We start from the raw sequence: 25,530 nt of genomic DNA, 5'->3' as shown, positions 1-25,530 counted from the left end.
CAAGTCGCCGGCTCATTCTTCAACAGGCACGCGGTCAGACGTTGAATCGTCCTCCCACTGCTTGTAAGCTAACGGTTTCATGTTCTGTTTCACTCCCCTCGCCGGGGTTCTTTTCACCTTTCCCTCGCGGTACTGTTTCGCTATCGGTCACGCAGGAGTATTTAGCCTTACGAGGTGGTCCTCGCTGATTCGCAAGGGATTTCACGTGCCCCTTGCTACTCGGGATTCAGCCGGACTGCACTCAATTTTCGACTACAGGACTTTCACCTTCTCTGGTGTAGGATTCAGCTACTTCGTCTAATCTTCTCAGTCACTGATGGCTGTCCCACTACCCCAGCTACCGCAGTAGCTGGTTTGGGCTGCTCCCCTTTCGCTCGCCGCTACTGAGGGAATCGCTTTTGCTTTCTTTTCCGCTGGCTACTAAGATGTTTCAATTGGCCAGGTTCGCTCGTGTTGGTCTATGGATTCAACCAACCGTATCTAGAGTTGCCTCATTCGGAGACCTCCGGCTCGATGCTTGCTTCCAGCTCCCCGGAGCGTTTCGTCGGTCGCTACGTCCTTCTTCGCCTCTGCGTGCCTAGGTATCCACCGTTAGCTCTTTCTAGCTTGACCTGGTCGCTGTTCCTCGACGACCTGAGCGTCGAGGAACAGCGATCGCAATTTTTACATTGGTGTCTGTGATATCATGTGATATCAATTGTTAGTTGTTAGTTGTTTGATTCACTACTAATAACTAACCAGTTTCTACCTGACAAGTTACTATGCAGTTTTCAAGGTTCAGCGATCTCACAAAATCAGTGGACAGATGCAAACCCTGTCAGGTCAGATTCCGCCACCGAAGGAGACTCGAACCAAACCTAGTTTAAAAGCCTTGCATCCACTCTCGCTCGACCTGGGAATGTTTTCAGCGAACAATTATCAGTTATCAGTGCTACGAGTTTCTTTTAACTAGTCACTGAATTTAACTAGTCACTGAAAAGGATCTCCCTAAAAAGGAGGTGATCCAGCCACACCTTCCGGTACGGCTACCTTGTTACGACTTCACCCCAGTCACTAGCCCTGCCTTCGGCATCCTCCTCCTCATCGGTTGGAGTAACGACTTCGGGCGTGGCCAGCTCCCATGGTGTGACGGGCGGTGTGTACAAGGCCCGGGAACGGATTCACCGCCGTATGCTGACCGGCGATTACTAGCGATTCCTCCTTCATGCAGGCGAGTTGCAGCCTGCAATCTGAACTGAGGTAGGGTTTGCTGAGATTCGCTCGCCCTCGCGGGGTCGCTGCCCTTTGTCCCTACCATTGTAGTACGTGTGTCGCCCAGGACGTAAGGGCCATGCTGACTTGACGTCATCCTCACCTTCCTCCGGTTTGTCACCGGCAGTCTCCCTAGAGTGCCCAGCTTCACCTGCTGGCAACTAAGAACGAGGGTTGCGCTCGTTGCGGGACTTAACCCAACATCTCACGACACGAGCTGACGACAGCCATGCAGCACCTGTGTTCCGGCTCCCGAAGGCACCCCCGCCTTTCGGCAGGGTTCCGGACATGTCAAGCCCTGGTAAGGTTCTTCGCGTTGCATCGAATTAAACCACATACTCCACCGCTTGTGCGGGCCCCCGTCAATTCCTTTGAGTTTCACACTTGCGTGCGTACTCCCCAGGCGGGAAACTTAACGCGTTAGCTTCGGCACGGCTCGGGTCGATACAAGCCACGCCTAGTTTCCATCGTTTACAGCTAGGACTACAGGGGTATCTAATCCCTTTCGCTCCCCTAGCTTTCGTCCCTCAGTGTCAGTTCCGGCCCAGTAGCGCGCTTTCGCCACCGATGTTCTTCCCAATCTCTACGCATTTCACCGCTACACTGGGAATTCCCGCTACCCCTACCGGACTCTAGCTGCGCAGTTTCCACGGCCGCTCCGGAGTTAAGCTCCGGTCTTTGACCGCCGACTTGCGTTGCCACCTACGGACTCTTTACGCCCAATGATTCCGGATAACGCTTGCCTCCTCCGTCTTACCGCGGCTGCTGGCACGGAGTTAGCCGAGGCTGATTCGCTCGGTACCGTCACTTTCTTCTTCCCGAGCAAAAGAGGTTTACAACCCAAAGGCCTTCCTCCCTCACGCGGCGTTGCTCCGTCAGGCTTTCGCCCATTGCGGAAAATTCCCCACTGCTGCCTCCCGTAGGAGTCTGGGCCGTGTCTCAGTCCCAGTGTGGCTGCTCATCCTCTCAGACCAGCTACAGATCGTCGCCTTGGTAGGCTTTTACCCTACCAACTAGCTAATCTGACGCGAGCTCTTCTTCAGGCGAATTTCTTTCACCTTGCGGCACATCGGGTATTAGCAGCAGTTTCCCGCTGTTGTCCCCGTCCTGAAGGCAGATTCTCACGCGTTACTCACCCGTCCGCCACTAGGTGTTTCCACCCCGTTCGACTTGCATGTGTTAGGCACGCCGCCAGCGTTCATCCTGAGCCAGGATCAAACTCTCCATGTTACGATTAGAGTTTTTGGCTCCGAGAACTAACTGTTCCGGAATCCTTAAATTGTTTCGATATCTTGGGAGGTTCCCAAAGAATCAATGCTTTTAACGAGGATTGGATGTTCGATTGGCTTTTAAACTATTAATTTGTCTAGGTTCGGCGTGTCTTGGTACTCCCTCGACACTCTCTTACTAATATTTTAGCGCAGTAAAGAGGACAATTGTACTAAGAAGGGGAATGTGAAATTTACAATTTAATAAACAGGGATCTCTCCCCGAATCAACGCTTGCCAAAGGGTACTTATCTGCAACAAGCGCTCGCGGACGATCTCCTCGACGCGAGCGCGAACCCCCTCAACTAGCATACCTTGTCGGGTTTGGATCTGCACGTCAATGAGTTGCGGCTTACTAATCGGTTTGCCAATCTGGCTGACGAGGTAGCAGTAGGCAGTTGTTATATCGGGAATTTCCTCGACAATAACGGCGGCGATTTGACTGGCAACCACATTGTAAAGCTTACCTACGTGGGTAACTGGATTCTTTCCGGCTGCCGCCTCCAGAGTCATGGGACGACACGGCGTAATCAATCCGTTAGTCCGGTTGCCCCGACCGACCTGACCGTCATCTCCCGCTTCAGCCGAAGTTCCGGTTACCGTCAAGTAAGCGCTTAAGCGCTTCACATCATCCCCTGTATTAATCTCGACAGTGACGGGTAGGTCAGTCACTCGTCGGGCGAGATCTCGAACGATTTCCTGGAGACGGGCTTTTTTGTAGCAGTAGTCGTCGAGGTCGCGAACATAGCGATCGACAAAAGCACAAGCAACGGTCAGTTGGATTTCTTTTCCCTGTCTGATCCCCATCACCTTAATGTCTTCGCCGATTTCTGGACAAGAGCGCTTAAATTTTGGAGCGTTGAGAGATTTTTCGATTCGATAGACAACTTGTTCGAGAGGACTTAGCGGTGCATAGCCAACCCCGCAGGATGTATCGTTTGCTAGCCAGTTTCCCGTTGCCGAAGCGCGATCGTACAACTCAGCGAGATCCATGGAACCAGGGCGGACGAGACAGTGAATCTTAACGTGTCGTTCGGGATCGAGGGCGTGGAAGTTTTGGCGCAGCCAATCCCGACAGCTTGCGATCGCCAACTCTTCTACAGGAACCTTAACTCCCTTGAATTCTTGGGTTGCCCTTCCAGCTAGAAAGATTTCGCTTGGTGCTAGCACCCGTCCGCCGCCAAAAGCTGGGCGAGCGCTCCCGCCCCAGAGGAGAGCCTTATCTACGTTGTGATGCAAAAGGCAGCCAAAGCGTTCGTAATAGAATTTGCACAAGGCAATACTGACCTGCTCGGCTAGCGCATCGCAAATCGTATCTGGGTGTCCCAATCCCTTGCGCTCGACAATTTCTACTGGCTGTAATTCAATGGGCATCGCAGTCAAAGGGCGAACGATCGGCTTCATAATTTATTTCCAGCGATCGGGGTGGCTATAGAAGAGATTTTTTAGAGTTTCGCTACTTTCCGAAAAATTCCTAGTAAATCTAGAGTAGACTCGCAAACAGAGACTGATAGGAAAAAACTGTCAACTTCAAGAAAAATCACAATTTTATAAAAATACAACAAAAGTGGGGCAGCTTTTCGCCATCAAACCTCAATCGCTGGGACTTGGCAGATTTTTTCCCACCATATTCCTCACAAATTCCTCACATTTGGATTTTAAAGTTCGAATAATATAGATTAAAAAAATTTCCTCTCCTAGCTCCTGACTTGATTCCTAGGAATCAATTAGGAATTAATTCCATTATTGTGCAAAGGTTGAAAGAGTTTTTGAGCGCGATCGCACTGTGATTTTGAAGGAAAGATTATGCAATTGCCAGCGTCAATCACTTTTCGCCACATCCCGCCATTTGAAGCAATTGAGGCGAAAATTCGCAAGGATGCTGCTAAACTAGAGTGTTTCTATGACCGAATCATGAGCTGTCCGGTCGTCGCGGAGTCTCCGCATCGACATCACTACAAGGACAGACTCGATCGCGTGCGAATCGACCTGACCGCGCCCAATGGGGAATTGGTTGTGAAACGCGATCCACCTGAGCATCAAACTCACGAAAATATCTCTGTAGTAATTCGGGATGCCTTCGATGCAGCCAAGCGCAAACTGCAAGACTATGATCGCCTTCAGCGGCATAAAACCAAGACTCACGAAGTTCCGCCCCATGGCTGGATTGCTACATTGTTTCCAGACGAGGGCTATGGCTTCATTGAGACATCCGATGGTCGCGAAGTTTATTTTCACCAGAACAGCGTCCTCAATGGTGCTTTCAGCCAGTTACAGGTGGGAGACGAGGTTCGCTTCACCAAAGAGGAAGGCAACAAAGGTCTCCAAACCATTACCGTCAGACTAATTGGCAAGCACCATCTGCTAGGTTGAACCAGTAATTGCGAATTGTCAATTGCGAATTGTGAATTGATAATTGCCCGACTGCGATCGCAGCTAAAAGTAGACTAAGAGAGGAATAAAGCTGATGTTTAGCGTTGTGCGTTACAGTCAAATTATCGGTCTGATAGCGGTAGATAGCTCTACTGCCTCGCGTTTGGGCGAAGTAGAAGAAGTTTGGCTCGACGAGTTCGGACGAATTGCCTATTTGTCAAGCGCGGAAGGATATCTGTCATTAGAGCAGGTTTCTGGAGTGGGAACCACTGCCATATCGATCTATGGGCGTATTTACGACCGCGCCGCGCCAATGAATCTCCGTCGCCTACATCGGCTAGTGATGCGATCGACCCTAGACGAACCGTTAGGCTGGATAGAAGATTTCCTCTTCGATTGGCATACTGGCGAGATCGTGGCTTATATTCTGGCTGGAGATATCGCCGAATCTTTCGGGGGAAGGGCAGTCCTCTATCCCGAAGATGTACTAGAGATTGTTAGCGAAAGAATTGTTATCCGAGAAGGAGCCAAAGATCGACTCAAGAGCGAAGCAGAAGGGCTAAAAGGTTTCTTGAGCGAGAAATCCGATCGGGTAAGACACCTCGTTAAAATAATTAGCGATCGCCTTCACGATCTCATTTCTCCCCACGACAAACCCGAAGTTGTGCGCGTCAAGATCGAGACAGTGAGTGACGAACTTGCCAACTCTGACGAACACGATCGCCATGCCTTGCAAGAAGCCACGGACTTTTTGCAAGAACAATGGCAACATTTGCAACAAAGCATCAGTCGCGCGAGCAGTCGGGCAAAATCTGCTCTCGATTCTGCTTGGAAACAGATCGCTGGCAAAAGGTAAGCGTTATGACGACAAGATTTCGCAATCGAACGGAAGCCGGACAGCTACTGGCAAAAAAACTAACTGCCTACGCCAATCGCAAAGATGTGCTAGTGTTAGGACTTCCCCGTGGAGGAGTTCCCGTTGCTTATGAGGTGGCAAAAGCATTGAATGCCCCATTGGATATCTGCTTGGTGCGTAAGCTTGGCGTACCGGGACATAAAGAACTGGCAATGGGAGCAATCGCATCGGGTGGCGTTCGGGTACTCAATTACGATGTCGTGAGTTGGTTAAACATTTCCGGGAAGACGATTGACAAGGTAGCTCAAAAAGAACTACGGGAATTGCAGCGACGCGATCGCGCTTATCGAGGCGATCGCCCCCCAGCCGACGCGCGCGATCGCACCGTCATTCTAGTCGATGATGGTCTAGCAACTGGCTCTACCATGCGGGCGGCGGTTGCTGTACTGAGAGAACAACAGCCCAAGTCAATTGTCGTTGCCGTTCCAGTGGCACCGCCAGACACCTGCAAAACTTTAAGTGCTGAAGTAGAGGAGGTAGTGTGTCTCATGACACCAGAACCGTTCTACGCGATCGGTCTTTGGTACGAGAACTTTGCTCAGACGACCGATGAAGAAGTGCGCGAATTGCTAAACGAGCGGTTGTCAGCGGTCAAGCACGAGGCTATTTCATTCTAGTAGCCAGAGAATAAATTCTCTTGACGATTGATAAGACTTATAAATGAACTAAATGAACCTTCAGCAGTTTGTTGAATTCGCCATCGGGAGTTTTGCGTCTCTATTCCCGATCGTCGATCCCCTCGGTAGCGTGCCGATTTTTCTAGTGCTGACGGCGAAAGACCCCCCGCGTCTCCGTCAACAGACTGCCGATCGCATTGCTGTGTACACTGTCTTGGTCTTGGCGCTGTTTCTCCTGGTAGGGAGCGGGATTCTGCGCTTTTTTGGGATCTCCCTAGAGGTAATTCGGATTGCTGGGGGAATGGTGGTAGTTCATTCGGCTTGGCAGATGATGGGTGCTAGGTCTCGCCTCAGCAAACGGGAAAATGAGAAAGCGATCCATCGGCATCAAAACGAGCAGTATGAGGATATTGCCTTCACTCCCATGACAATGCCGATGCTAGCGGGTCCTGGAGCGATCGCTACTATCCTCGGACTTGCTGCCCAGGCGGGGCGAACCTTGACCTTAACAACCTTGCTCAATCTCTTGGCAACGCTGTTGGCGATTGCGTTGCTAGGGGTCGCAATCTGTCTCTGTCTGCGGGCTTCGTGCTGGCTGCTGAATTTCTTCGGAGAAACGGGTATTATGGCATCTAGCCGTATTCTGGGATTCATTACCATGGCGGTGGGCGTTCAGTTCATCCTCAACGGGTTGGCAGATTGGTTGAAGGACTTGCAGTAGTTCGGCGAACTACTATTTTTTAGACGGTAGCAGTTTTTTAACCGTCAATAACATCAATGACAGAAAGATAATCGTTTTGAATTAGATCGGCAATGAAGATTTCCGGATCTAGAGTTCTGATGGCAACACCATCTTCAGTTTGACAACGCTTTGCCATCTGGTTCATAAAATCTTGGAGACTGTTTGAAGAAATTGACTCTTGGTGCTGAAGTTTTTCTACTAACTCAGTCGCTGAGTCAGCGTTAAACTTAGTTCCCTGACGAGTAACATAAATAGTCATAGCTGCCTCCGAGAATCTTGAGGAAAAAATCACTGATATGAGTGCGAAAGACTTACAGGTTTAATTCACTAGCTTTATAGCAACTACTCATGGCGATAGCGTCTATTCGGTACATAACGTAGGCGAGATAGAGGGACAACAGTGCAGCAAAAAAACACCACACTGAAATAAAGGCATAGTAAAATCTTAGGACAGCAACAATTACTGAAAGCAAAATCAGAAACCCAAAAACTTTAACGCTTTGGTGAGAAGAAATTAGTAAAGGCAACAAAATGAGGGAGGCGTAAAGTAGGCGAACCAATTCCCTTGACACAAAAGGATCGAAGATTAATCTCGTTTGATAATCAATCGAGTGATGAATGGTTTGAATAGATAACCAGTTCTCGTGGATTAACAGTAGGAAATATAGCGATGCGCCATAGAGAAGCCCTACAATGACAAATAGCAAACTAATATTTTTGAGGACGCGATCGCGTTCTAGAACAAAGGCTAAAAAAGGAATCCAAAAAAGCCAAAACCAATGAGAGAAGAAGAGAAAACCTAAAGAACCAATCGCGACGAAATTGGGGTTGCCCGCGCCGATTCCCAGCCACAAAATTCCTTCCAATCCCTGTTGTATCCCAAAGGCCAATGGAGAACACGCCATTGGCAAGTACTCGATATTCTTGGCAATGGCTGTTTTGATACAATAAATTCCTCTTGGAATTAATACAGCACTCAGGATAAAACTAACTGATGCCGAAAAGCACATTTTCTGGCTACTAACAGAGCTTAATCGTTACGATCTAGACCTTTGTTTTCTCTATAAAATAGAATTTATCTAAAGATTTTGAGGAATTTGTGAGTTTTTAGTCGCTTATGATTGGGATTAGACTGAACGATCGCTCGAACCGCGATCGTTTGCTGAAAGTCAACTGCCAATTCAAGCAACTGTTCTCGCTGGCGTGACGAAAGATCTTGCATCCTTCATAGATAATTATGAGCTTGATTAATATCTATATTTCAGGCAAGCTCTTGTATGTTGAGATCGGTAAACTTTTTAAAACGAAGTATCATCTACCTTCCAAACAAGCGACAATAAAAGTGTAGCCTCTAGGTCAGGAGGCAGCTTTATGAAACGGAATCGCCAGCAATATAATCCTAAATCTCTCAAAACGCGACTGCCTAAACCCCTGTCTCCATCGAGAGAGCAATTTAGACATCGCGATCGGGGCATCCGTAGCGGACGCGCCAAAGTAAATCGTTGACAGGACACGGAAGCGTCAACAACAATTAACCAATTCAATTAATGAACGGTAGGAAACTTCTCAAACCTATTCTCATAGTTGCGATCGTGGGTCTTTTGTTTTCTAAAACCCTGACTCATCTGTTGACAGAAGCCTGGTGGTTTGAGGGAGTTGGTTTTTTTGGAGTTTTTTGGACGAGATTAACTTGGCAAATTTTCGTCTGGGTAGGCACCTTTGCTGTCTATGCCCTATTTTTATGGGGAAACTATCGACTTGCCATGCGCGGAACGCGCCATCGTGCCTTTCGCTTTTTTGAGGGAGATAACTGGTTAGCCTCTGCCGAGACAAGCGCCAATTTTATCGCGTTCGTAGCGATCGCACTAGCAGCTTTCGTTGTAGCTATTGCCAGTCTCCCTGCCTGGGAAACCGTTCTCAAGTTTCTGCATCCCACCGAGTTTGGCAACCGCGATCCCATTTTCAGGCAGGACATCAGCTTTTACGTCTTCAAACTGCCTTTCTATGAAGGCATCTGCTACTGGCTTTTAGGACTTTTGCTGGCAGGACTGCTCCTGTCGGGACTAACCTACGCTCTCAACAGCAAAATCGCGCCGGGACGAGGTTGGAACATTAGCCTAGCAGGACAAGCCAAAACTCACTTAAGCTGTCTTTTAGCCGCGATCGCGCTCCCGCTTGCTGGGATGTTCTGGCTAGCACGCTATCGCCTTCTCTACAGTGCCGATGGAGTCGTCTTTGGGGCTGGCTATACCGATGTTAACGTTCGGTTGTTTGCTTACAAGGTCATGGCGCTTCTGGCGCTGGGAATAGCCGTAACCTTCCTGCTTTCGATGTGGCGGCGAAATTTTCTACTTCCTTTGCGCGGACTGGGAATTGTCGCGATCGCCTGGGTACTACTTGGGGTTATCTTTCCTTGGTTTGTCCAGCAATCAATCGTCAACCCCAACGAACTCGTCAAAGAAAAGCCTTACATCGCAAATAATATCAAATTTACCCAAGCGGCTTATCGCCTTGACGACGTGCAGCGAGAAAGTTATGCTGCCGAGGCGAGACTGAACCGCCAAGTATTACAAAATCATCAAACTACCATCCGCAACATTCGCCTGTGGGACTATCGTCCCCTACTCAGTACCTACCGCCAGCTTCAGGAGATTCGGCTTTATTACGAATTTAGGGATGTCGATGTCGATCGCTATCGTATCGATGACAATTACCAACAGGTCATGCTGTCGGCGCGGGAACTCGCCTTTAATCAGATCCCCCAGGAAGCCCGAACCTGGGTTAACCAACGGCTGAAATACACCCATGGTTACGGGTTGGTGATGAGTCCGGTCAATCGCGCGACTGCCGATGGCTTGCCCGAACTATATATCAAAGATATTCCGCCCGTCTCTCAAATCGATCTACAAGTAAGCCAACCTGCGATTTATTATGGCGAACAGACAGATAATTATATCTTTACAGGGACGACAACCGATGAGTTTGATTATCCCCAAGGCGATGGCAATGCCTTGACTCGCTATCGGGGGCAAGGCGGCGTAGCCATTCCCTCATTGTGGCACAGGTTAGCTTATGCCTACGACCTGGGCAGCCTGCAAATTTTGATTTCTAACTACTTTACCAACCAAAGTCGCATCCACTACTACCGACAAATTCAGGAACGAATCAGCCACATCGCGCCGTTTTTGCGCTATGACAGCGATCCCTATTTAGTGGTTATCGACGGTAGATTGCAGTGGATTTTGGATGCTTATACGGTTAGCGATCGCTATCCCTATTCCAAACCCGTTAACCCCAGTCAAGGCGACGGGGGAAAACTGACGGAGATCCTGCGCGATCGCGTCAACTACATCCGCAATTCGGTTAAAATCCTAGTGGATGCCTATGACGGCACTGTGAGATTTTTTGCCGTCGATGAAACCGATCCCTTACTCGCAACCTACCGCAAAATCTTTCCCAACTTGTTTGAAGCGAGTACGGCGATTCCCGAAGCAGTTAAAGCCCATTTTCGCTATCCACAAGACCTGTTCGTCATCCAGGCACAGGTATATCTAGCCTATCATATGACCGATCCAGAGGTATTTTACAATCGCGAAGACCTTTGGAATTTTCCCATGCAAATCTATGAGGGCAATCCAGTTCGCATGGAACCTTATTACGTTCTCGTGCGCCTGCCGGGACGGGAAGAAGCTGAATTCCTGCTCATTTTGCCCTTCACTCCTGCCAACAAAGACAACGCGATCGCTTGGATGGCAGCGCGTTCCAACGGCAAAGACTACGGCAAACTGCTGCTGTACGAGTTTCCCAAACAAAAATTAGTTTATGGCCCCCGACAAATTGAAGCCCGCATCGACCAAGAACCGCAGATTTCCCAGCAGTTTAGTCTTTGGAATCAGGCAGGATCTAGGGTCATACGCGGCGATTTGTTAGTAATCCCTATCGAGCAATCTTTGCTCTACGTCGAACCCGTTTATTTGCGGGCAGAACAAGGCGAATTGCCTCAACTCAAACGCGCGATCGTTGTTTATGACCAAGCGGTCGTGATGGAAGATTCTCTTTCAAAATCCTTGGCGGCAATTTTCGGCAGGGTCGAATCCGAGACGGGATTGCCTGCCCTCCGAAATGAGGGAAGTTCCAGATTAGCCCAATCTGCCCTAGAGACTTATCAAAACGCACAAGAGGCATTGAAGCGGGGAAACTGGGCTGAGTACGGACGCTATCAAGAACAGTTGCAAGAAATTTTAGAGCAGTTATCAAAATAAATAAACTGCTTCTATGAATCGGATTTAGGATCGCTCCCGGATTCGTGACTCTCTAGTGCCGGAAGCGGAAAGATTTCCCCGGTCAGATAAGCGTCAAAGTGTTGTTGGAAATAGCGCCAAGAGGTCATATCTTCCCGGTCTAAGAGAGATTGGGGTGCATTGCGATAAAGGGGAACTCTGGTGTTAATTTCATCCTGAAGGAGTTGTGGCAATTGAGTGAAGTCACTCACTTTGCTGCCCCAAGCGCTATAAATAAGATGACCGGGGCGATCGCCCATTTTCATCCAAGGCAACCAAGGACCGATTCTGTCCCAACTGAGATACAACTGAGAAACTGAGTTAATGGCGGGATTTAATAAGTCTGCCAGAGGTACGGTCAGCTTAAATAATTCGACAGCTTGATAGGTTGGGTTGGGACTGTAACCGACAAACCTTTCGTCTTCAGCTAGGGGATTTGGGTAGGTGGGAAAAATGTCAAAGACAAAGGTAGCGAAGTCGCGATCTACATAAGCTGGAAATTGTCCCTCGAAATAACTTTGTACTGGGTTGTTGGCAACATGCATGACCGGAACAGCTTCTCCCGTCCAGGGATTTTCCCATTGTTGCAAAACTCCATTCGTACTCGGATCGAGGTAGTAGGTTAGTTCCCTGGATGTAAACTCCCAGCCTCCATCTTTGGAAGGAATGCAGCGACTCACGCTCATGCCAACTATATTAAAGAGGCGTTTCCGTTTCTGTCCGGGAACAAAAGCATAGAGTGAACCACTCCAAGTCAGCCATGATTGTTCGCTAGGCTCAAGAGAAGCACGGACTTTAACAAATGTTTTAGCATCAAATTCTCTAACTGAAGTCATAATCTTCAGCCTCCTTAAATCAAAATTTATAAGCAAGCCAAGGAAGCATCTACAGAATAGTTTGGATTAACTGTTCCTGACGTCGATCGCTGCTAACTCGCGGCAGTCGATGCTTAAAACCGCAGAGAATTTCCCAAGAAATCGTTCCTAAAATATCTGCCCAATCATCGGCAGATATTTCTCGATCGCCATCTTTACCAATTAAAGTCACAACCTCTCCCACTTGTAAGTCAGGAATGCTGCTTACGTCTAGCATTAATTGATCCATCGTAATCGCGCCAATTTGTGGGACTCGTTGCCCTCGAATTAACACCTGCATGCGGTTAGACAGATTGCGAGGCACGCCATCGGCATAACCGATTCCCACGACGGCTATACGCATTTCGCGATCGCTAATAAATTGATGTCCGTAACTCACTCCCGTTCCCGGGGGAATGGTTTTCACTTGGGTAATTCTCGCTTTAACTTGCAAAACGGGTTGAAGATCGACTCGCGATCGCAAATGAGGGGCAGGATAAAGTCCATAGAGTGCCAAACCAACTCGCACTAGATCGTAGTGTAGGTTGCGATCGCTCAGAGTAGCGGCAGAATTAGACAGGTGCAGGCGCGGCGGTACGATTCCGGCTGCTTTGAGTTGTCCGATCGCTTCTTGAAACCGTTGGTGCTGTAGCTGCATGGTAGTGGGATCGGGATCGTCAGCCGTGGCAAAGTGAGAATAAATACTGGCTATTTTCAAACCGGGCAACTGCTGGACTAATTGCACGAACTCCAACGCTTGTTCCCAGCGCATTCCCAAACGAGACATTCCCGTATCTAACTTCAAATGCACGGGGATGACTTTACTTAATTCTACCATCGTTTCCGAAAAGATTAAGGCTTGCCAGGGATTGCAGAGAGTCGGTTGTAATTTCCAGTTGGCGATCGCAGCGACTTCTTCTGGGGTATTGATAGCGCCTAAAAGCAAAATCGGGGCAACAATTCCCGCTTCCCGCAGTTCGATTCCTTCGCCCAACGTCGCAGTTGCCAGCCAACTCGCGCCCGCCTGCAATGCTGTCTGGGCAACTCTTACCGCTCCATGACCGTAGGCATCCGCTTTGACTACTGCCATCAATTGGGTTTGCGGCGACAAAACTTGTTTAATCTGCCTGACATTATGTGCCAAAGCAGCGCGATCGATTTCTACCCAAGCTCGATGGCGAATAATTTCAGACAATTGATAACTGTAGCGACTTTCAGGAATAGAACGCAGCGTTTCCGAACCCAGCACGGTAGAATACTCCTCACACGCACACTCAGCGAAGCTCGATAGATTTGAGTTCCTCTAAGTCCAAGATATGCTCAAATTAACAAAAGTTCCTCAAAAGTCAAGCTCCTAAAATTATTCTTTATCATTTGCCGTAAAAAACTCGGAAACGGTTAAGCGGATTTAAGGAAGACTTTAGCGGCATCCTACCACCGAAGCTCTGTAAGTTTTGCCAACTGCATTAAGCTCGCCAACATAGAGATTAACTTGATACGGAATAACTCCTCTGCGAGGATTTCCTGTAATACTTATTGATTCTCCCTTTTTAAGAGAAACTGTTTGATTATAAACCTCGCCAGATGTATCGTCACTGTATTTGAGATTCATTCTAATTGTATATTCGCCCGGATCTTTGGCTCTTATTGTTGCAACATAACGGTTATAAAAAGCCGTCGGTTCTACAGCAAAATCGGTATTCCAGTTATTTCTATATATTACAGAAGCACCTGGAGGACTAACGGTTTTTTGAACGCTTGTTCCTTCCCCGCCAACGACTGGTAAAGCCTTACAATTAGCAGCCTTAGCAGATAAATTTGGATTCAATGACAGGCTCGTAACTGCGATTATCCCTGCACTTAGCCAATTCTTGATTAAATGTGAAAATTGCATTTTTTCTCCTAATTCACAATTAAATTTAGTTAGGTTTTTAAAGTTATTTATAGTCAATAACTATGACTTTACTACTAAGAGAATTTGTCTCTTATTAGCCTAGCAAAAATCTAACTAATTCTCGATCTATTTCAAGAGGTAAATAGCTAAGTTGAACCCTATTCTTTTGATAGAATTTTAGCTTTATAAAACTCTATCTATAGACTTATACGGAGCCTATTTATAAAAAAATAGGGGATGGTGCGTCATTGACCCACCATTCCCTATTGAAGCGCGCGCTTGTCTCAATTATCCTTTTACTACGGCAATGGGATGCAGACGAGCTACTTTATGAGCGATGCCAGCTTTGCTAACCGCTTCCACAACGCGGCTGACATCTTTGTATGCCTTGGGCGCTTCTTCGGCAAGTCCCGGCATCGAACCCGCGCGAACGCTGATTCCTTCATTTTCTAACTCTTGCCGTAAGAGATCGCCCCGAATTTCCCTTTTTGCTTTATGGCGGCTCATCACCCGTCCTGCACCGTGACAGGTAGAACCGAAAGACAATTCTTCATTGGTGTTCGTTCCCAACAAAATCCAACTCTCCGTTCCCATCGAACCGGGTACGAGAACGGGTTGACCGATAGGGCGATACTCGCTTGGCAGTCCTGCAAATCCAGGACCAAACGCCCGCGTTGCACCCTTGCGGTGGACGCAGACGGTCATATCTTTCCCTTCAATGCGGTGTTTTTCTATCTTCGCCATATTATGGGCGATATCGTAGACTTGGCGCAGGGGATTTTCTCCGGCTTGCGAACCGAATATCTCTTTGAAACTGCGCCGAGCGTGATATGCCAACGTTTGACGGTTGGCAAACGCATAGTTGGCAGCCGCTTTCATTGCCGCTAGATAGGCTTGTCCTTCGGTTGAATCGATGGGCGCGCAGACCAATTCGCGATCGGGTAGTTGGATGCCGTAGTTGATGACTGCCCATTGAAAATCTTGGACGTAATCGGTACAAATTTGGTGTCCGAAACCGCGAGAACCGCAGTGAATTTGCAAGGCGAGACATCCTTTGTGCAATCCCATGATTTCAGCCGCTTCGCGATCGTAGATTTCCTCGATGACATCGACTTCTAGAAAGTGATTACCCGCTCCCAGCGTACCTAATTGACCTCTACCGCGTTCTTTAGCGCGTTTGCTCGCCTTGCTGGGATCGGCTCCTTCTAAGCAGCCAAATTCCTCGGTGCGCGGTAAGTCTTCTTCAAGGGCATAGCCATGCTCTAGCGCCCAGCGAGCGCCCTTTCGACATACGTTGTCTAATTCTTCTGTCGTAAGAGGGATGCTTCCCTTTTCGCCAACTCCACTGGGGCAGTTGCGGTAGAGAGTGCTTGCTAAGTCGCTCAAATAGGGTTTGGCGCTTTGATAGTCGATGGGCGAGGCTAAAACGCGAACGCCGCAGTTGATATCGTATCCAACTGCCCCAGGAGAAATAATGCCTCCGGGTACAAGAGAGGCCATCACGCCGCCAATCGGCATGCCATAGCCCTGGTGCACGTCGGGCATAATGGCGACATGACCGACTAAACCGGGCAAGCAGGCAACATTGACTGCTTGGGTAATGGATAAATCCCCTAAGGCATCCTCTAGAAGTTCCTCATCGGCGAACACCCAAACGGGAACTTTCATTTGCGGATGAAAGGAGGTAGGAATTTCCCAAATGTAATCGTTAATTCGACGAAAATCCTGTTTGGTAATCATCATAAATCCTCGTATTAATTTGGTTTTTTCTATCAGCGAATACAAGTAATTAACGCTAAAAGTTTTGAGGGGTAATGCTTAAGATGCATGTTTTGTGCGAGTGACAACTCCAGGAGAAGGAGAGTATTGCTCGCCCTATACTCAATATACTACAACTTGTATTATACGTCTAAGACTATCGTCGCCTCAAAACCCGTTTCTGTAGAACGAATTGCTAGGTTGTGGTAAGTGGCTGCTTTGATATCTTTGAGCCATTGTTGGACGGGCAAACCAGTGACGGTTGCCTGCAAATTGTGCTCGTCGAGCTGTAGGATTTCTATGCGATCGCAGCCGAGATTTTCACTTTCGTGAAGGTGAAGTAGTTCGTTTAACCAGGCAATGAGTAAACTTTCGCTGTCGATTCCCTGCAAGCGAATTTCTCGGATCGTCTCTGGGCGATCGCTCAGTCGAGTGCCTGCTAAGTGATAGAGTCCTTTGGCTGCTTGGATAAATAAGGCTTCTAAGCTTTTTCCCCAAACTCGATATGCCCAATCAGCCGTATGTTCGATCTCTTCAAACCCTTCCGTTGCGGCTAAGTCGCTTTTATCTTTCATTTTATAAAATTTTGGTTAGTTTTAAATAGTTTGGAGTCTTTATTCATCTTAGCCAATCAAATTACATGTTGGATATTTTAAAAGTTGTTTGAAATTAACGAATGGAGAAAGAACGAGAAAAAAAAGAAACCCTAAAACTAAAATTAGGAAATTTAATTGAGTTTGCTCGCCAGAAGTCTCGATCGTATTTTTTAACATAGAGAGTTTAAAAAAATTGTTAATCTAGTATTAGATAAAGAGTGGGGCTTCATCGCTACAGTTGCCGAACTTTTATAAGCGCTACAAGCAAAAAATAAGGAGGCAGTAGCTATGTTAAAAGAAAGATCGAGAGAGCCAATCAGTCGCTCGACATCAAAAAACAATTTACAACTCATTCCCGATCCTTGGGAATTACCAAACCCTGAGTTGGAAAACGAATCGGCTCAAGCGTGGCAACCTGCTATAGAGTTGCACCCCTTAATTAGTGCGGGAGGAAATCCAACAGCTTTACAACTACCGAGTCCTAAAATCAACTCGATCGAACTCCTATTGCAAGATTGGCTGAAGCTGGGGAAAGAGCAGGCGAAAAAACTTGCAGAAAACGTAAGGGAAGCCTTAGGACTACTTTATTGGATAGAAACGATGGCGTACTGAAGTATAAATTCCGAATTTTAAATCGAGAATTCGGACAAGGGAAAAATCATGACTACACTATTACACAATAGAATTGAAGCGGGTCAACTGCTTGCATCCAGGCTAACAGGTTATGCCAATTGCCCGTATGGAATCGTCTTGGCATTACCTCGCGGTGGGGTTCCTGTTGCCTTCGAAATTGCTAGAAAATTGCAGCTTCCGTTAGACGTGTGCTTGGTACGCAAATTAGGCGTGCCGGGACACAAAGAGCTGGCAATGGGAGCGATCGCAAGCAATGACGTAACGATCGTCAACCGCGATGTCGTCAACTGGCTGCACATTTCGCCCGAAACCATCGAGCAAGTTGCCGAGCAGGAAAAAAAGGAACTAGCACGACGCGATCGCGCTTATCGAGGCAATCGCCCCTATCCGGAAATTCGCGATCGCACCGTTATCCTCGTCGATGATGGCATTGCTACGGGAGCAACCATGCGAGCGGCGATCGCCGCCTTGCGACAGCAGCAACCCAAAGAAATCGTCGTCGCCGTTCCCGTTGCTGCCCCATCGGTTTGTCAAGAGTTAAGAACCGAAGTAGACAAACTAATTTGCCTCAGAAAACCAGAACCCCTCCATTCTATTAGCCTCTGGTACGAGGATTTTTCCCAAACCACCGACGAAGAAGTACGCGATTTACTAGAGAGAGCAGAATGCGAACTCATGGCAATGAAATAACCGCGACCAGTTACTCAGCGATCGCCAAGAGCTTATCAACAACCAACGATAAAAACACAAGGTTAAAAATGAACGAAAAATCCACGATAGACTGCCGAGAATGCGCAGTTTCCGTCACGGCGGGCGGAGTCTTTCTCAAAGGGACGCTGGGCATCCCCAAAAACGCCAAAGGAATCGTATTGTTCGCTCATGGCAGCGGCAGCAGCCGACACAGCCCGCGCAATCAATATGTGGCGCGAGTGCTGCGTCAAGCGGGACTGGCAACGCTGTTGATCGACCTGCTGACGCAAACAGAAGAAGCGATCGACCGACAAACCCGACAAATCCGCTTTGACATCGACTTGCTTGCCAAAAGAGTTATTGGAGCGGCGGAATGGCTCCTTCAAAATCCGATCGCTCAACATCTAAAAATCGGTTATTTTGGCGCTAGTACGGGAGCTGGTGCAGCTCTAGTTGCAGCCGCAGAACGTCCCGAACTAACGAGCGCGATCGTTTCTCGCGGCGGACGACCGGACTTGGCAGGTGTGGCGCTAGCGCGCGTCAAAGCCCCAACCTTACTCATCGTTGGTGGAAAAGATCTCTTAGTCATCGACATGAACCGAGAAGCGATGAAGCATCTCCAGACAGAAAAAAAACTGGAAATTATTCCTGGCGCCACCCACCTCTTTGAAGAACCAGGCACCTTAGAAGAGGTAGCCCGACTAGCCAGTCAATGGTTCGATCGCTACCTCAGCAGCGATCGGTTCCCCAACAACTGATGTACAGACAATATCCGCCTTCTGAATAAGGGCGCGTCTGTACCACTGATTAACTGATTACTGATTACTGAAATTATGCCCATCGATCGCGATAGCAAACAAAAAACCCCAGAACCGAGCGGATTGGGTCGCAGCCTAATTATCCTGCTGATGTGGCTGGTCTTCATCAATTTATTTGTCCTGCGAGGGACGCAGGAGTCAACCGCATCCTACAGTCAATTTATCGACCAAGTAGAAGCCGGTAAAGTTGCCAGCGCCAAAATTGGTTCCGATCGAATCATATACGTTCTTAAACCCGAAGGCGCAAACGCTCAATCCCAAAAATCGCAGGAGTTAGTAACTATTCCGGTTGCGGGCGATTCCGACTTGCCCAAACTGCTGCGTCAGCATGATGTCGAATTTTCCGCACTGCCTCCTAGCAATGCTGGCTGGATTGGAACGCTGCTGAGTTGGGTTGTTCCACCCCTGATCTTTGTCGGACTTTGGGGATGGCTGATGGCTCGCTCTCAAGCCAATGGAGCGGCTGCTCTGACGGTAGGCAAGAGTAAAGCCCGCATCTATTCAGAAGGCAATACTGGCGTATCTTTCGATGACGTAGCGGGAGTTGACGAAGCTAAGGCAGAATTGCAAGAAATCGTCGATTTTCTGGCAAATGCTGGTAAATATACCCGTTTAGGAGCAAAAATTCCTAAAGGCGTTCTCTTGATCGGACCGCCGGGAACGGGTAAGACTCTATTGGCAAAAGCGATTGCTGGCGAAGCAGGAGTGCCTTTCTTCAGTATCTCCGGCTCGGAATTTATCGAGTTATTCGTCGGCATCGGCGCATCGCGAGTGCGAGATTTATTCGAGCAGGCGAAAAGACAAGCGCCCTGCATCGTGTTTATCGACGAATTAGATGCGCTCGGCAAATCGAGGGCAAATGCGGGTGGAATTTTGGGCGGCAATGACGAACGCGAACAAACCCTCAACCAATTACTCGCCGAGATGGATGGCTTCGATACGAATACGGGAGTCATTCTCCTCGCCGCAACCAACCGCCCGGAGGTGTTAGATCCTGCACTATTGCGTCCCGGACGCTTCGATCGCCAGATCCTCGTAGACAGACCCGATAAAATCGGACGAGAAGCCATTCTGAGGGTTCATGCCAAAAATGTGACGCTTGCTCCAGACGTAGAGTTAGATAAACTGGCAGCGCGAACGCCGGGATTTGCCGGAGCAGATTTGGCGAACTTGGTCAACGAAGCCGCCTTGCTCGCTGCTCGCAAAAATCGCAATGCAGTGACGATGGAAGATTTTAACGAAGCGATCGAGCGAGTATTAACGGGATTGGAGAAAAAATCTCGCGTTCTCAATGAAATTGAGAAAAAAACCGTTGCCTATCACGAAGTCGGTCACGCCATCATCGGGGCGAATATGCCCGGCGCGGGGGCAGTGGAAAAAATCTCAATAGTGCCTCGCGGCATCGGAGCGTTGGGCTATACGTTGCAATTGCCAGAAGAAGACCGCTTCCTGATGCTCGAAGATGAAATTCGCGGTCGCATTGTTACCCTTTTAGGCGGACGGTCTGCCGAAGAATTAGTCTTTGGCAGAGTATCGACTGGCGCGAGCGACGATATTCAAAAAGCCACCGATCTCGCCGAACGGTTTGTGACGCTCTACGGCATGAGCGATAAATTGGGTCCCATTGCTTTCGAGAAAGCACAACAACAATTCCTCGAAGGATTAACTAACCCTCGTCGTGCCGTCAGTCCCAAAATTGCCGAAGAAATCGATCGCGAAGTTAAAGAAATCGTCGAGGGAGCGCATCGCATTGCCTTAGCTATTTTAGATAAGAATCGGGACTTGTTAGAAGAGACGGCGCAAGCCTTGCTAGAAAAAGAAATTCTAGAGGGAGAAGAATTGAAAGAGCGACTCAAGCGCGTCCAAAAAACGCCAGAGATGGATGAATGGCTGCTGACGGGTCAACTTTCCGAGGCAATTCCGTTTCCATCAACCTTAACCTTTAATGGAGGACAGCGGATTGGTTCGGCAACCAGTGAAAAGTGAAGTAAGCGAGGGAGAAAGTCAACCACCTTAAGTTTTGGATAAGTATGTTATGCGATCGCGGTAGTTCGCGCTAAATTATTGAGTATCCACGTTTAGCCTAAATTCAAGTCAGGATTTAATATGCTCAGAACTCCTGCGAAATTCGCTATTTTTACTGCCCTTAGCAGCCTCTTGCTGCAAACGTCGCTGCCAGCCCAGGCTAGACCCACTCAGCCAACTCAAACCCAAAATGCAGAAGCTGTCTATAAAAAAGCCAAAGCCGAGTTACCAGAAGAATGGTATGTCGTTTATCGCATAACCGAGAGAATTGCTAGAGCTAACGGACAGGATACCTCTCCTTGGCGCGTAGTCGTTGTCCCCGAATATCAAACCAATGCCTTCGCAACAGACGTTAACCTCATCGCTATCTACAGCGGCATCATGGATCAGCTAGCCGGAGATTCCTCAGCCCTTGCCTGCGTAATCGCCCACGAAATGGGACACCATGTCAAGCGCCATATTGCCATAGGTGAAGCCGAAAAAGATAGAATCCGAAAAGAGGCAGAAGCAGAAGTGATGGCAGAAGCAGAGGATGCTCGGGATGATGTTGAAGGAAATGCCGTTGGCGGAGCCATTCTCGGCACGGTTGGCGGTATCTTAGGCGGTGCAGTCGGTGCAGCGAGTAACGTCGGTCAAGCGGCTCTAGAAGGAGCGAGTCTCCAGCGCGTTGCCGATGCCGAGGAGCGGGTACGGGAAATTGTCAAGCAAAAAGAACAAGAATTGGCAGAAACCTTCCGCAGACAAGAATCTGAAGCCGACGAGGTAGGCTACACCTACATGGCAAGAGCGGGTTTCGAGCCAGAAGGCTGCTTGCGCGTTATGGAGGTTTTGGGACGAACGCCAGGAGCAGAATTTGATACGTCGCACCCATCCGTTCCCAAGCGCGTCGAGCAGCTTAAAGCGTTAATGACGCAATATCCCGCTCAAACGCTAGCAGAAGAAGGAAAGATAAGGCTTACAGGAACTCCCTTAAGCTACAGTTTGTCTAGCGATAGAATGTCTTTGCGAATCAACCGTCGCGGTGGCGGTTCGACGGCAGACGATATCGATCGCCGTTTCGGACAATAGCAGCCAGTGTAAGTTCGGATAATTCTGAACTCTGGCTACCCTTTTTCCTTAGCTAGAACGAAAACGTTTCCCTCATTGCCGCGTCCGACGCGCAAATCTTCATCCAAATAGGTAATTTCCAGCCAACCTTGCTGCTCGCGACTTTCGATACTGAAGTCGAGAGGGAAAAACTTTTTGCCTGACTCGATTTCCTGAATCAGGCGATCGGGAGAAACATACCCGATTAAGCGTTGCAAACCAAGAATCGATCGCTCGAATTTAACATTAACTCGGCGATCGCTAACGGGTTCAAAGCGAGCGGCGACGCTGATGATCCCTTCCAGAAAAGGCAAGCCAATAATCTCGGCAATATTATAGAGTTTGGCTTCGATGGTGCGAATGCATTGATAAACTTGACCGAGTTGAAAGACGGGAATTCGATTGAGTCCCAGAATTCCGGGACTGGTAGTATAGAGCAAGCGCCAGTCTCCTTCGAGTAAATTTTTTGCCTCGACTGGTTTGGGAGTGGGATTGCGATCTTCGAGTTGCTCTATAGCTGAGAGAACTTTGACTTTGTCCCTTTCAGTAGCTAGCAAACCGCGATTTTTCCCAGCGATCGCTTCTAGTAATTTAGCCTTCTCGTTCATCGGTTTTTCCCTATCGCTACTACCTACGTCTTTAATAACCTTAAACCTAGCTCCCGTTCGATAAGTTTTTTAAAGTTCTCGGTTGGCGAACTTCTTGGCTTTTTTTTCGTCTATCGAAGAGGAGGTCTTGACTGCTAAACTCTAAATGTCTAGACTCAAATATCTCGGTTAATCATGCACAATCCTTCATTGCGCCAAGAACCTCGTTACGAACCCGCATCCGTCATTCCTCTTAAGAAAGACTCTTCTTTGATCGATTGGCTAAAAGCCACGGGCCGCTTGATCGAGCGCGAAACCGTTGAAGAGACAGAAGTGTCTCCGGCAGAAGACGAGATCGGAATTGAAGATTTCATCGATGTCGATGACAGTATTTACGACGACGATGACGACGAGATCGAACTTGACATCGATGAAGACTAAATTTCGTTATTTGTCATTAGTCATTAGGAAAGCGCAAAGGACAAAGGACGAATGACAACTCTTACTCTATTAATTGTTGTGTGAGTCAGTTGTGGACGCAAAATTATCTTTATCGACAAGCCTAAAAAAGCCTTCAGGAACAAGCTTGTTAATTCTCCTGATCCTTCTCTCGATCCTGCTTGCGATCCTTTTTGCTTGCATGGCAGATCGGTTTCCCGAAGCCAGCTTTGAGATCCTCATTCCCATGGGCATCAGCGCTCTCATCAGTGCCGGACTCGGCTATGGCGTTGTCCCCGTACTGCGAAGGCTCAAAACGGGTCAAGTCATCCAAGAAGACGGTCCGCCAACTCACCTCAAAAAATCAGGAACGCCAACTATGGGAGGCGTGTTTTTTGTGCCAGTAGCCGTTATCGTTGCTATGGTTTGGTCGGGATTTGCACCCAATGCGATCGCCACTTCTGCACTCACCCTCGCTTATCTGGGTATTGGTTGGTTTGACGATTGGCAAATCCTTCGCCAAAAGTCTAATAAAGGGATTTCCCCGCGCATGAAGCTAGCGCTACAAATTCTCGTAGCGGTTCTTTTTTGTCTGTGGACGCTCTGGAGTCAACCAGAGAGTATTACTGACATTACTCTCCCTGGAAATCTCGTGTTGCCATTGGGAGTCCTCTTTTGGGCTTTAGCCGGATTTGTCCTGGTTGCTGAAAGTAATGCTACCAATCTCACCGATGGAGTCGATGGACTGGCTGCTGGAACGGTCGCGATCGCGTTTTTGGGACTGGCGGCTTTAGTTGCACCAACTTCGCCGGAATTAACGATTTTCTGCGCCTGCATGAGCGGAGGCTGTTTGGGGTTTGTCGTCCACAACCGCAATCCCGCTACTGTTTTTATGGGAGATACGGGTTCCCTCGCTCTCGGTGCTGCTCTCGCTGCTGTAGGCATTCTCGGCGGCAAATTGTGGGGGCTATTTGTTGTCAGTGGGATTTTCTTCGTCGAATCCCTCTCCGTCATTGCTCAGGTGAGCTATTACAAGGCTACCAAAGGACCCGATGGCAAAGGCAAACGGTTATTAAAAATGGCACCGATTCACCATCATTTAGAACTGAGCGGCTGGTCGGAAACTCAGATTGTGGGAGCTTTTTATCTAATTAATGCCGGGTTAGCCCTCTTAGCTGTTATTTTGTCGTAATTTTAAATACTACAGAAAATGAGGATTCGACCTTTAGGGACTCTCCTCTTCTTATCTTTTTCTCTGGTACTGTAGTTGCTGTTGAGGACGAGAAAATCTTCTTGCACTGTCGGGAGTTTGGACGGATGTCGCAGAAGCAAGCAAGTAAGACTTTTAAGAAAACCTTGAATCCGAACGAAGTGTTGTCGGTTTTGGATTAAACCATAGGTAGAAAAATCTATTTTCAGTTGCAATTTGATAACTTCTAAAATCCTCAAGGTTAATCATGAATGAACGGAAAAAGATTGCGATCGCCTGCCAGGGTGGGGGCAGTCATACTGCCTTTACTGCCGGAGTGCTCAAAAGACTTCTCGAACGAGGCGTACACGAGCATTTTAATATCGTGGGACTCAGCGGCACCTCTGGCGGTGCTATCTGCGCCACTGCTGTCTGGTATGGCTTGTTAAAGCTAGCCCAAGGAGCCTCGGAAAAGCCCGACCACTGGCTAGTCAAGTTCTGGGAGGACAATTCCGCCATTCTGCCCTGGGAAAAATATCTCAATTCGTTGACCGTTGCGACAGTGCGCCTGCAAGACAGAGGCATGATACCTGCCCTGGCAGCCAACCCTTATTCAACCCAATGGTTCGTCGATTGGTTGGAAACGATTTCTCCGCGCCCTGAATACCTCGACTTTAAAATGCTCTTGGAAAACCACATCGACTTTGCCCAATTCGAGCAATTGGTCGTCCCTTCGAGTCCTCGGTTATTGCTAGGGGCAGTCGATGTTCTCTCAGGAGAATTCAAGACCTTCGACTCTGACAAGGGTGAAATTACAGTAGAAGCGATTATGGCTTCTGCGAGCATTCCTACTATCTTTAGAGCCATCAGAATTGGCAACGGAGCTTATTGGGACGGTTTATTTTCGGAAAATCCTCCCGTTAGCGGACTCATTCAAACGACCGTTGAAGAACGACCTGAAGAAATTTGGATCGTCCAGATTAATCCCAAAACCTGTGACGAAGAACCATCAACCGCCCAATCGATTATCGATCGCCGTAATGAATTGGCAGGCAACCTCTCTCTGTTCCAAGAAGTCCGGTTTTTGGAAGCCGTCAATAAATGGCTCGACCAAGGATATCTTAATCCCGAATACGCCGGGTTGTTTAAGAAGATTAGTATACGCTGGATTAGCATGGATAACCAATTCGCTAATAGCCTCGACTATGCCTCCAAGCTAGAGCGATCTCGTGAGTTTATTACCGAACTGATGGAGCATGGAAGAGTTCGAGCCGATGCCTTTTTGTATAATCTCGAACATACACCGATTCTTGTTTCTATGCCATCTTAGCAACTGCGCCAATTCCCGATCTCAAATCCAGTCGCTCGCCCATAATTAATTGCGGTTGTCCGGTTACCAATAGGAATGAGTAAACTTGCGAATTAGTTCGGGTTGCCCCTCGCAGAACGCGACACCGCTCAATCGATCCAGTCTCCAACTCATCAAGATTGGCTTTCATTTCGACTTAAAGATTT

At 48.2% G+C, this 25,530-nt stretch carries 25 protein-coding genes and 2 rRNA genes (1 of these 27 only partly in view); 14 read left to right on the top strand and 13 right to left on the bottom strand.

The annotated features are described in order from the left end of the window. The 3 genes from PLE7327_RS01900 to PLE7327_RS01890 all read right to left on the bottom strand — a co-directional run. A 23S ribosomal RNA gene (locus tag PLE7327_RS01900) occupies nucleotides 1–612 on the bottom strand; it reaches 2,270 nt to the left of the window's first position. 379 nt (nucleotides 613–991) lie between these two features. Then, nucleotides 992–2,481: ribosomal RNA gene (locus PLE7327_RS01895) — 16S ribosomal RNA — on the bottom strand. The 16S and 23S rRNA genes sit together here, the layout of an rRNA operon. 239 nt (nucleotides 2,482–2,720) lie before the next feature. After that, nucleotides 2,721–3,923, bottom strand: coding sequence for a methionine adenosyltransferase (locus tag PLE7327_RS01890; RefSeq protein WP_015142169.1), 1,203 nt, complete (start codon nucleotides 3,921–3,923; stop codon nucleotides 2,721–2,723). Nucleotides 3,924–4,325: 402 nt separating this feature from the next. Between PLE7327_RS01890 and PLE7327_RS01885 the strand changes: the two genes are divergently transcribed. From PLE7327_RS01885 to PLE7327_RS01870, 4 genes are all read left to right on the top strand, one after another. Continuing rightward, nucleotides 4,326–4,892: an HPF/RaiA family ribosome-associated protein gene (locus PLE7327_RS01885; protein ID WP_015142168.1), complete on the top strand. Its 567-nt coding sequence runs from the start codon at nucleotides 4,326–4,328 to the stop codon at nucleotides 4,890–4,892. Between the two features lie 94 nt (nucleotides 4,893–4,986). Next, nucleotides 4,987–5,748 (top strand): PRC-barrel domain-containing protein, encoded by a 762-nt coding sequence (locus PLE7327_RS01880; protein WP_015142167.1) that lies wholly within the window; start codon nucleotides 4,987–4,989, stop codon nucleotides 5,746–5,748. Nucleotides 5,749–5,753: 5 nt separating this feature from the next. Further along, a complete protein-coding gene (locus PLE7327_RS01875; RefSeq protein ID WP_015142166.1) occupies nucleotides 5,754–6,425 on the top strand; it encodes a phosphoribosyltransferase in 672 nt (223 codons plus the stop codon). A gap of 52 nt (nucleotides 6,426–6,477) precedes the next feature. Next, nucleotides 6,478–7,146, top strand: coding sequence for a MarC family NAAT transporter (locus tag PLE7327_RS01870; protein ID WP_015142165.1), 669 nt, complete (start codon nucleotides 6,478–6,480; stop codon nucleotides 7,144–7,146). 37 nt (nucleotides 7,147–7,183) lie between these two features. Here PLE7327_RS01870 and PLE7327_RS01865 read toward each other — a convergent pair whose 3' ends face one another. The 3 genes from PLE7327_RS01865 to PLE7327_RS24665 all read right to left on the bottom strand — a co-directional run bounded on the left by PLE7327_RS01865 (nucleotide 7,184) and on the right by PLE7327_RS24665 (nucleotide 8,389). Then, complete coding sequence (locus PLE7327_RS01865; RefSeq protein WP_015142164.1) at nucleotides 7,184–7,426, bottom strand: hypothetical protein; 243 nt, start codon at nucleotides 7,424–7,426, stop codon at nucleotides 7,184–7,186. A gap of 52 nt (nucleotides 7,427–7,478) precedes the next feature. Then, the gene (locus tag PLE7327_RS01860) at nucleotides 7,479–8,177 is read right to left on the bottom strand and encodes a DUF6629 family protein (RefSeq protein WP_015142163.1); all 699 of its coding nucleotides are present in this window, start codon (nucleotides 8,175–8,177) and stop codon (nucleotides 7,479–7,481) included. Between the two features lie 65 nt (nucleotides 8,178–8,242). Continuing rightward, nucleotides 8,243–8,389, bottom strand: a complete 147-nt coding sequence (locus PLE7327_RS24665; RefSeq protein ID WP_015142162.1) for a hypothetical protein — start codon at nucleotides 8,387–8,389, stop codon at nucleotides 8,243–8,245. 149 nt (nucleotides 8,390–8,538) lie between these two features. On the opposite strand from PLE7327_RS24665, the gene PLE7327_RS26085 reads away from it, so the two are divergent. Next, the gene (locus PLE7327_RS26085; protein ID WP_015142161.1) at nucleotides 8,539–8,673 is read left to right on the top strand and encodes a hypothetical protein; all 135 of its coding nucleotides are present in this window, start codon (nucleotides 8,539–8,541) and stop codon (nucleotides 8,671–8,673) included. Between the two features lie 41 nt (nucleotides 8,674–8,714). Further along, on the top strand, nucleotides 8,715–11,429 hold the full coding sequence (locus PLE7327_RS01855; RefSeq protein ID WP_015142160.1) for a UPF0182 family protein: 2,715 nt from the start codon (nucleotides 8,715–8,717) through the stop codon (nucleotides 11,427–11,429). An 11-nt stretch (nucleotides 11,430–11,440) separates the two neighbouring features. Here the strand turns inward: PLE7327_RS01855 and PLE7327_RS01850 are convergent, their stop codons facing one another. The 5 genes from PLE7327_RS01850 to PLE7327_RS01830 all read right to left on the bottom strand — a co-directional run bounded on the left by PLE7327_RS01850 (nucleotide 11,441) and on the right by PLE7327_RS01830 (nucleotide 16,528). Beyond that, nucleotides 11,441–12,283 carry a DUF1838 domain-containing protein gene (locus tag PLE7327_RS01850; RefSeq protein ID WP_015142159.1) on the bottom strand — a complete coding sequence of 281 codons (843 nt, stop codon included), beginning with the start codon at nucleotides 12,281–12,283 and terminating at the stop codon, nucleotides 11,441–11,443. 49 nt (nucleotides 12,284–12,332) lie between these two features. Next, complete coding sequence (gene alr / locus PLE7327_RS01845; protein WP_015142158.1) at nucleotides 12,333–13,550, bottom strand: alanine racemase; 1,218 nt, start codon at nucleotides 13,548–13,550, stop codon at nucleotides 12,333–12,335. Nucleotides 13,551–13,721: 171 nt separating this feature from the next. Further along, complete coding sequence (locus PLE7327_RS01840; protein ID WP_254658073.1) at nucleotides 13,722–14,252, bottom strand: hypothetical protein; 531 nt, start codon at nucleotides 14,250–14,252, stop codon at nucleotides 13,722–13,724. 231 nt (nucleotides 14,253–14,483) lie between these two features. After that, a complete protein-coding gene (locus PLE7327_RS01835; RefSeq protein ID WP_015142156.1) occupies nucleotides 14,484–15,935 on the bottom strand; it encodes an RtcB family protein in 1,452 nt (483 codons plus the stop codon). A 161-nt stretch (nucleotides 15,936–16,096) separates the two neighbouring features. Next, entirely contained in the window at nucleotides 16,097–16,528 is a 432-nt protein-coding gene (locus PLE7327_RS01830; RefSeq protein WP_015142155.1) for an archease, read from the bottom strand. Nucleotides 16,529–16,837: 309 nt separating this feature from the next. Between PLE7327_RS01830 and PLE7327_RS01825 the strand changes: the two genes are divergently transcribed. The 5 genes from PLE7327_RS01825 (at nucleotide 16,838) to PLE7327_RS01805 (ending at nucleotide 21,783) form a co-directional block, all read left to right on the top strand. After that, nucleotides 16,838–17,161: a hypothetical protein gene (locus PLE7327_RS01825; protein WP_015142154.1), complete on the top strand. Its 324-nt coding sequence runs from the start codon at nucleotides 16,838–16,840 to the stop codon at nucleotides 17,159–17,161. Nucleotides 17,162–17,209: 48 nt separating this feature from the next. Beyond that, entirely contained in the window at nucleotides 17,210–17,872 is a 663-nt protein-coding gene (locus tag PLE7327_RS01820; RefSeq protein WP_015142153.1) for a phosphoribosyltransferase, read from the top strand. 68 nt (nucleotides 17,873–17,940) lie between these two features. Continuing rightward, complete coding sequence (locus PLE7327_RS01815; RefSeq protein ID WP_015142152.1) at nucleotides 17,941–18,630, top strand: dienelactone hydrolase family protein; 690 nt, start codon at nucleotides 17,941–17,943, stop codon at nucleotides 18,628–18,630. A 75-nt stretch (nucleotides 18,631–18,705) separates the two neighbouring features. Then, complete coding sequence (ftsH, locus tag PLE7327_RS01810) at nucleotides 18,706–20,676, top strand: ATP-dependent zinc metalloprotease FtsH (RefSeq protein ID WP_015142151.1); 1,971 nt, start codon at nucleotides 18,706–18,708, stop codon at nucleotides 20,674–20,676. A 120-nt stretch (nucleotides 20,677–20,796) separates the two neighbouring features. Then, nucleotides 20,797–21,783, top strand: a complete 987-nt coding sequence (locus PLE7327_RS01805) for a M48 family metalloprotease (protein WP_015142150.1) — start codon at nucleotides 20,797–20,799, stop codon at nucleotides 21,781–21,783. Between the two features lie 35 nt (nucleotides 21,784–21,818). Here PLE7327_RS01805 and PLE7327_RS01800 read toward each other — a convergent pair whose 3' ends face one another. Then, entirely contained in the window at nucleotides 21,819–22,409 is a 591-nt protein-coding gene (locus PLE7327_RS01800) for a PAP/fibrillin family protein (RefSeq protein WP_015142149.1), read from the bottom strand. A gap of 174 nt (nucleotides 22,410–22,583) precedes the next feature. Here PLE7327_RS01800 and PLE7327_RS01795 point away from each other — a divergent pair, with 174 nt between their 5' ends. The 3 genes from PLE7327_RS01795 to PLE7327_RS01780 all read left to right on the top strand — a co-directional run bounded on the left by PLE7327_RS01795 (nucleotide 22,584) and on the right by PLE7327_RS01780 (nucleotide 25,345). Next, nucleotides 22,584–22,829 (top strand): DUF3134 domain-containing protein, encoded by a 246-nt coding sequence (locus PLE7327_RS01795; RefSeq protein ID WP_015142148.1) that lies wholly within the window; start codon nucleotides 22,584–22,586, stop codon nucleotides 22,827–22,829. A gap of 91 nt (nucleotides 22,830–22,920) precedes the next feature. Further along, a complete protein-coding gene (gene mraY / locus PLE7327_RS01790; protein WP_015142147.1) occupies nucleotides 22,921–24,018 on the top strand; it encodes a phospho-N-acetylmuramoyl-pentapeptide-transferase in 1,098 nt (365 codons plus the stop codon). Nucleotides 24,019–24,283: 265 nt separating this feature from the next. Then, nucleotides 24,284–25,345, top strand: a complete 1,062-nt coding sequence (locus PLE7327_RS01780; protein WP_015142146.1) for a patatin-like phospholipase family protein — start codon at nucleotides 24,284–24,286, stop codon at nucleotides 25,343–25,345. Here PLE7327_RS01780 and PLE7327_RS01775 read toward each other — a convergent pair. Next, on the bottom strand, nucleotides 25,332–25,514 hold the full coding sequence (locus PLE7327_RS01775) for a hypothetical protein (RefSeq protein WP_015142145.1): 183 nt from the start codon (nucleotides 25,512–25,514) through the stop codon (nucleotides 25,332–25,334). The genes PLE7327_RS01780 and PLE7327_RS01775 overlap by 14 nt on opposite strands. Between the last annotated feature and the right edge of the window lie 16 nt (nucleotides 25,515–25,530).

The organism is Pleurocapsa sp. PCC 7327, assembly GCF_000317025.1.
GTDB lineage: Bacteria > Cyanobacteriota > Cyanobacteriia > Cyanobacteriales > Microcystaceae > Hydrococcus.
This window is presented reverse-complemented; position numbering and strand designations above follow the sequence as displayed.

Excerpts from the sequence above, each read along its gene's own strand:
- PLE7327_RS01875 (WP_015142166.1), top strand. The coding sequence starts at position 5,754 with ATGACGACAAGATTTCGCAATCGAACGGAAGCCGGACAGCTACTGGCA.
- PLE7327_RS01880 (WP_015142167.1), top strand. The coding sequence starts at position 4,987 with ATGTTTAGCGTTGTGCGTTACAGTCAAATTATCGGTCTGATAGCGGTA.
- PLE7327_RS01825 (WP_015142154.1), top strand. The coding sequence starts at position 16,838 with ATGTTAAAAGAAAGATCGAGAGAGCCAATCAGTCGCTCGACATCAAAA.
- PLE7327_RS26085 (WP_015142161.1), top strand. The coding sequence starts at position 8,539 with ATGAAACGGAATCGCCAGCAATATAATCCTAAATCTCTCAAAACGCGA.
- PLE7327_RS01805 (WP_015142150.1), top strand. The coding sequence starts at position 20,797 with ATGCTCAGAACTCCTGCGAAATTCGCTATTTTTACTGCCCTTAGCAGC.
- PLE7327_RS01820 (WP_015142153.1), top strand. The coding sequence starts at position 17,210 with ATGACTACACTATTACACAATAGAATTGAAGCGGGTCAACTGCTTGCA.
- ftsH (WP_015142151.1), top strand. The coding sequence starts at position 18,706 with ATGCCCATCGATCGCGATAGCAAACAAAAAACCCCAGAACCGAGCGGA.
- PLE7327_RS01795 (WP_015142148.1), top strand. The coding sequence starts at position 22,584 with ATGCACAATCCTTCATTGCGCCAAGAACCTCGTTACGAACCCGCATCC.
- PLE7327_RS01800 (WP_015142149.1), bottom strand. The coding sequence starts at position 22,409 with ATGAACGAGAAGGCTAAATTACTAGAAGCGATCGCTGGGAAAAATCGC.
- PLE7327_RS01850 (WP_015142159.1), bottom strand. The coding sequence starts at position 12,283 with ATGACTTCAGTTAGAGAATTTGATGCTAAAACATTTGTTAAAGTCCGT.
- PLE7327_RS01835 (WP_015142156.1), bottom strand. The coding sequence starts at position 15,935 with ATGATTACCAAACAGGATTTTCGTCGAATTAACGATTACATTTGGGAA.
- PLE7327_RS01865 (WP_015142164.1), bottom strand. The coding sequence starts at position 7,426 with ATGACTATTTATGTTACTCGTCAGGGAACTAAGTTTAACGCTGACTCA.
- PLE7327_RS01870 (WP_015142165.1), top strand. The coding sequence starts at position 6,478 with ATGAACCTTCAGCAGTTTGTTGAATTCGCCATCGGGAGTTTTGCGTCT.
- PLE7327_RS01815 (WP_015142152.1), top strand. The coding sequence starts at position 17,941 with ATGAACGAAAAATCCACGATAGACTGCCGAGAATGCGCAGTTTCCGTC.
- PLE7327_RS24665 (WP_015142162.1), bottom strand. The coding sequence starts at position 8,389 with ATGCAAGATCTTTCGTCACGCCAGCGAGAACAGTTGCTTGAATTGGCA.
- PLE7327_RS01780 (WP_015142146.1), top strand. The coding sequence starts at position 24,284 with ATGAATGAACGGAAAAAGATTGCGATCGCCTGCCAGGGTGGGGGCAGT.
- PLE7327_RS01885 (WP_015142168.1), top strand. The coding sequence starts at position 4,326 with ATGCAATTGCCAGCGTCAATCACTTTTCGCCACATCCCGCCATTTGAA.
- PLE7327_RS01860 (WP_015142163.1), bottom strand. The coding sequence starts at position 8,177 with ATGTGCTTTTCGGCATCAGTTAGTTTTATCCTGAGTGCTGTATTAATT.
- PLE7327_RS01775 (WP_015142145.1), bottom strand. The coding sequence starts at position 25,514 with ATGAAAGCCAATCTTGATGAGTTGGAGACTGGATCGATTGAGCGGTGT.
- PLE7327_RS01830 (WP_015142155.1), bottom strand. The coding sequence starts at position 16,528 with ATGAAAGATAAAAGCGACTTAGCCGCAACGGAAGGGTTTGAAGAGATC.
- PLE7327_RS01890 (WP_015142169.1), bottom strand. The coding sequence starts at position 3,923 with ATGAAGCCGATCGTTCGCCCTTTGACTGCGATGCCCATTGAATTACAG.
- PLE7327_RS01855 (WP_015142160.1), top strand. The coding sequence starts at position 8,715 with ATGAACGGTAGGAAACTTCTCAAACCTATTCTCATAGTTGCGATCGTG.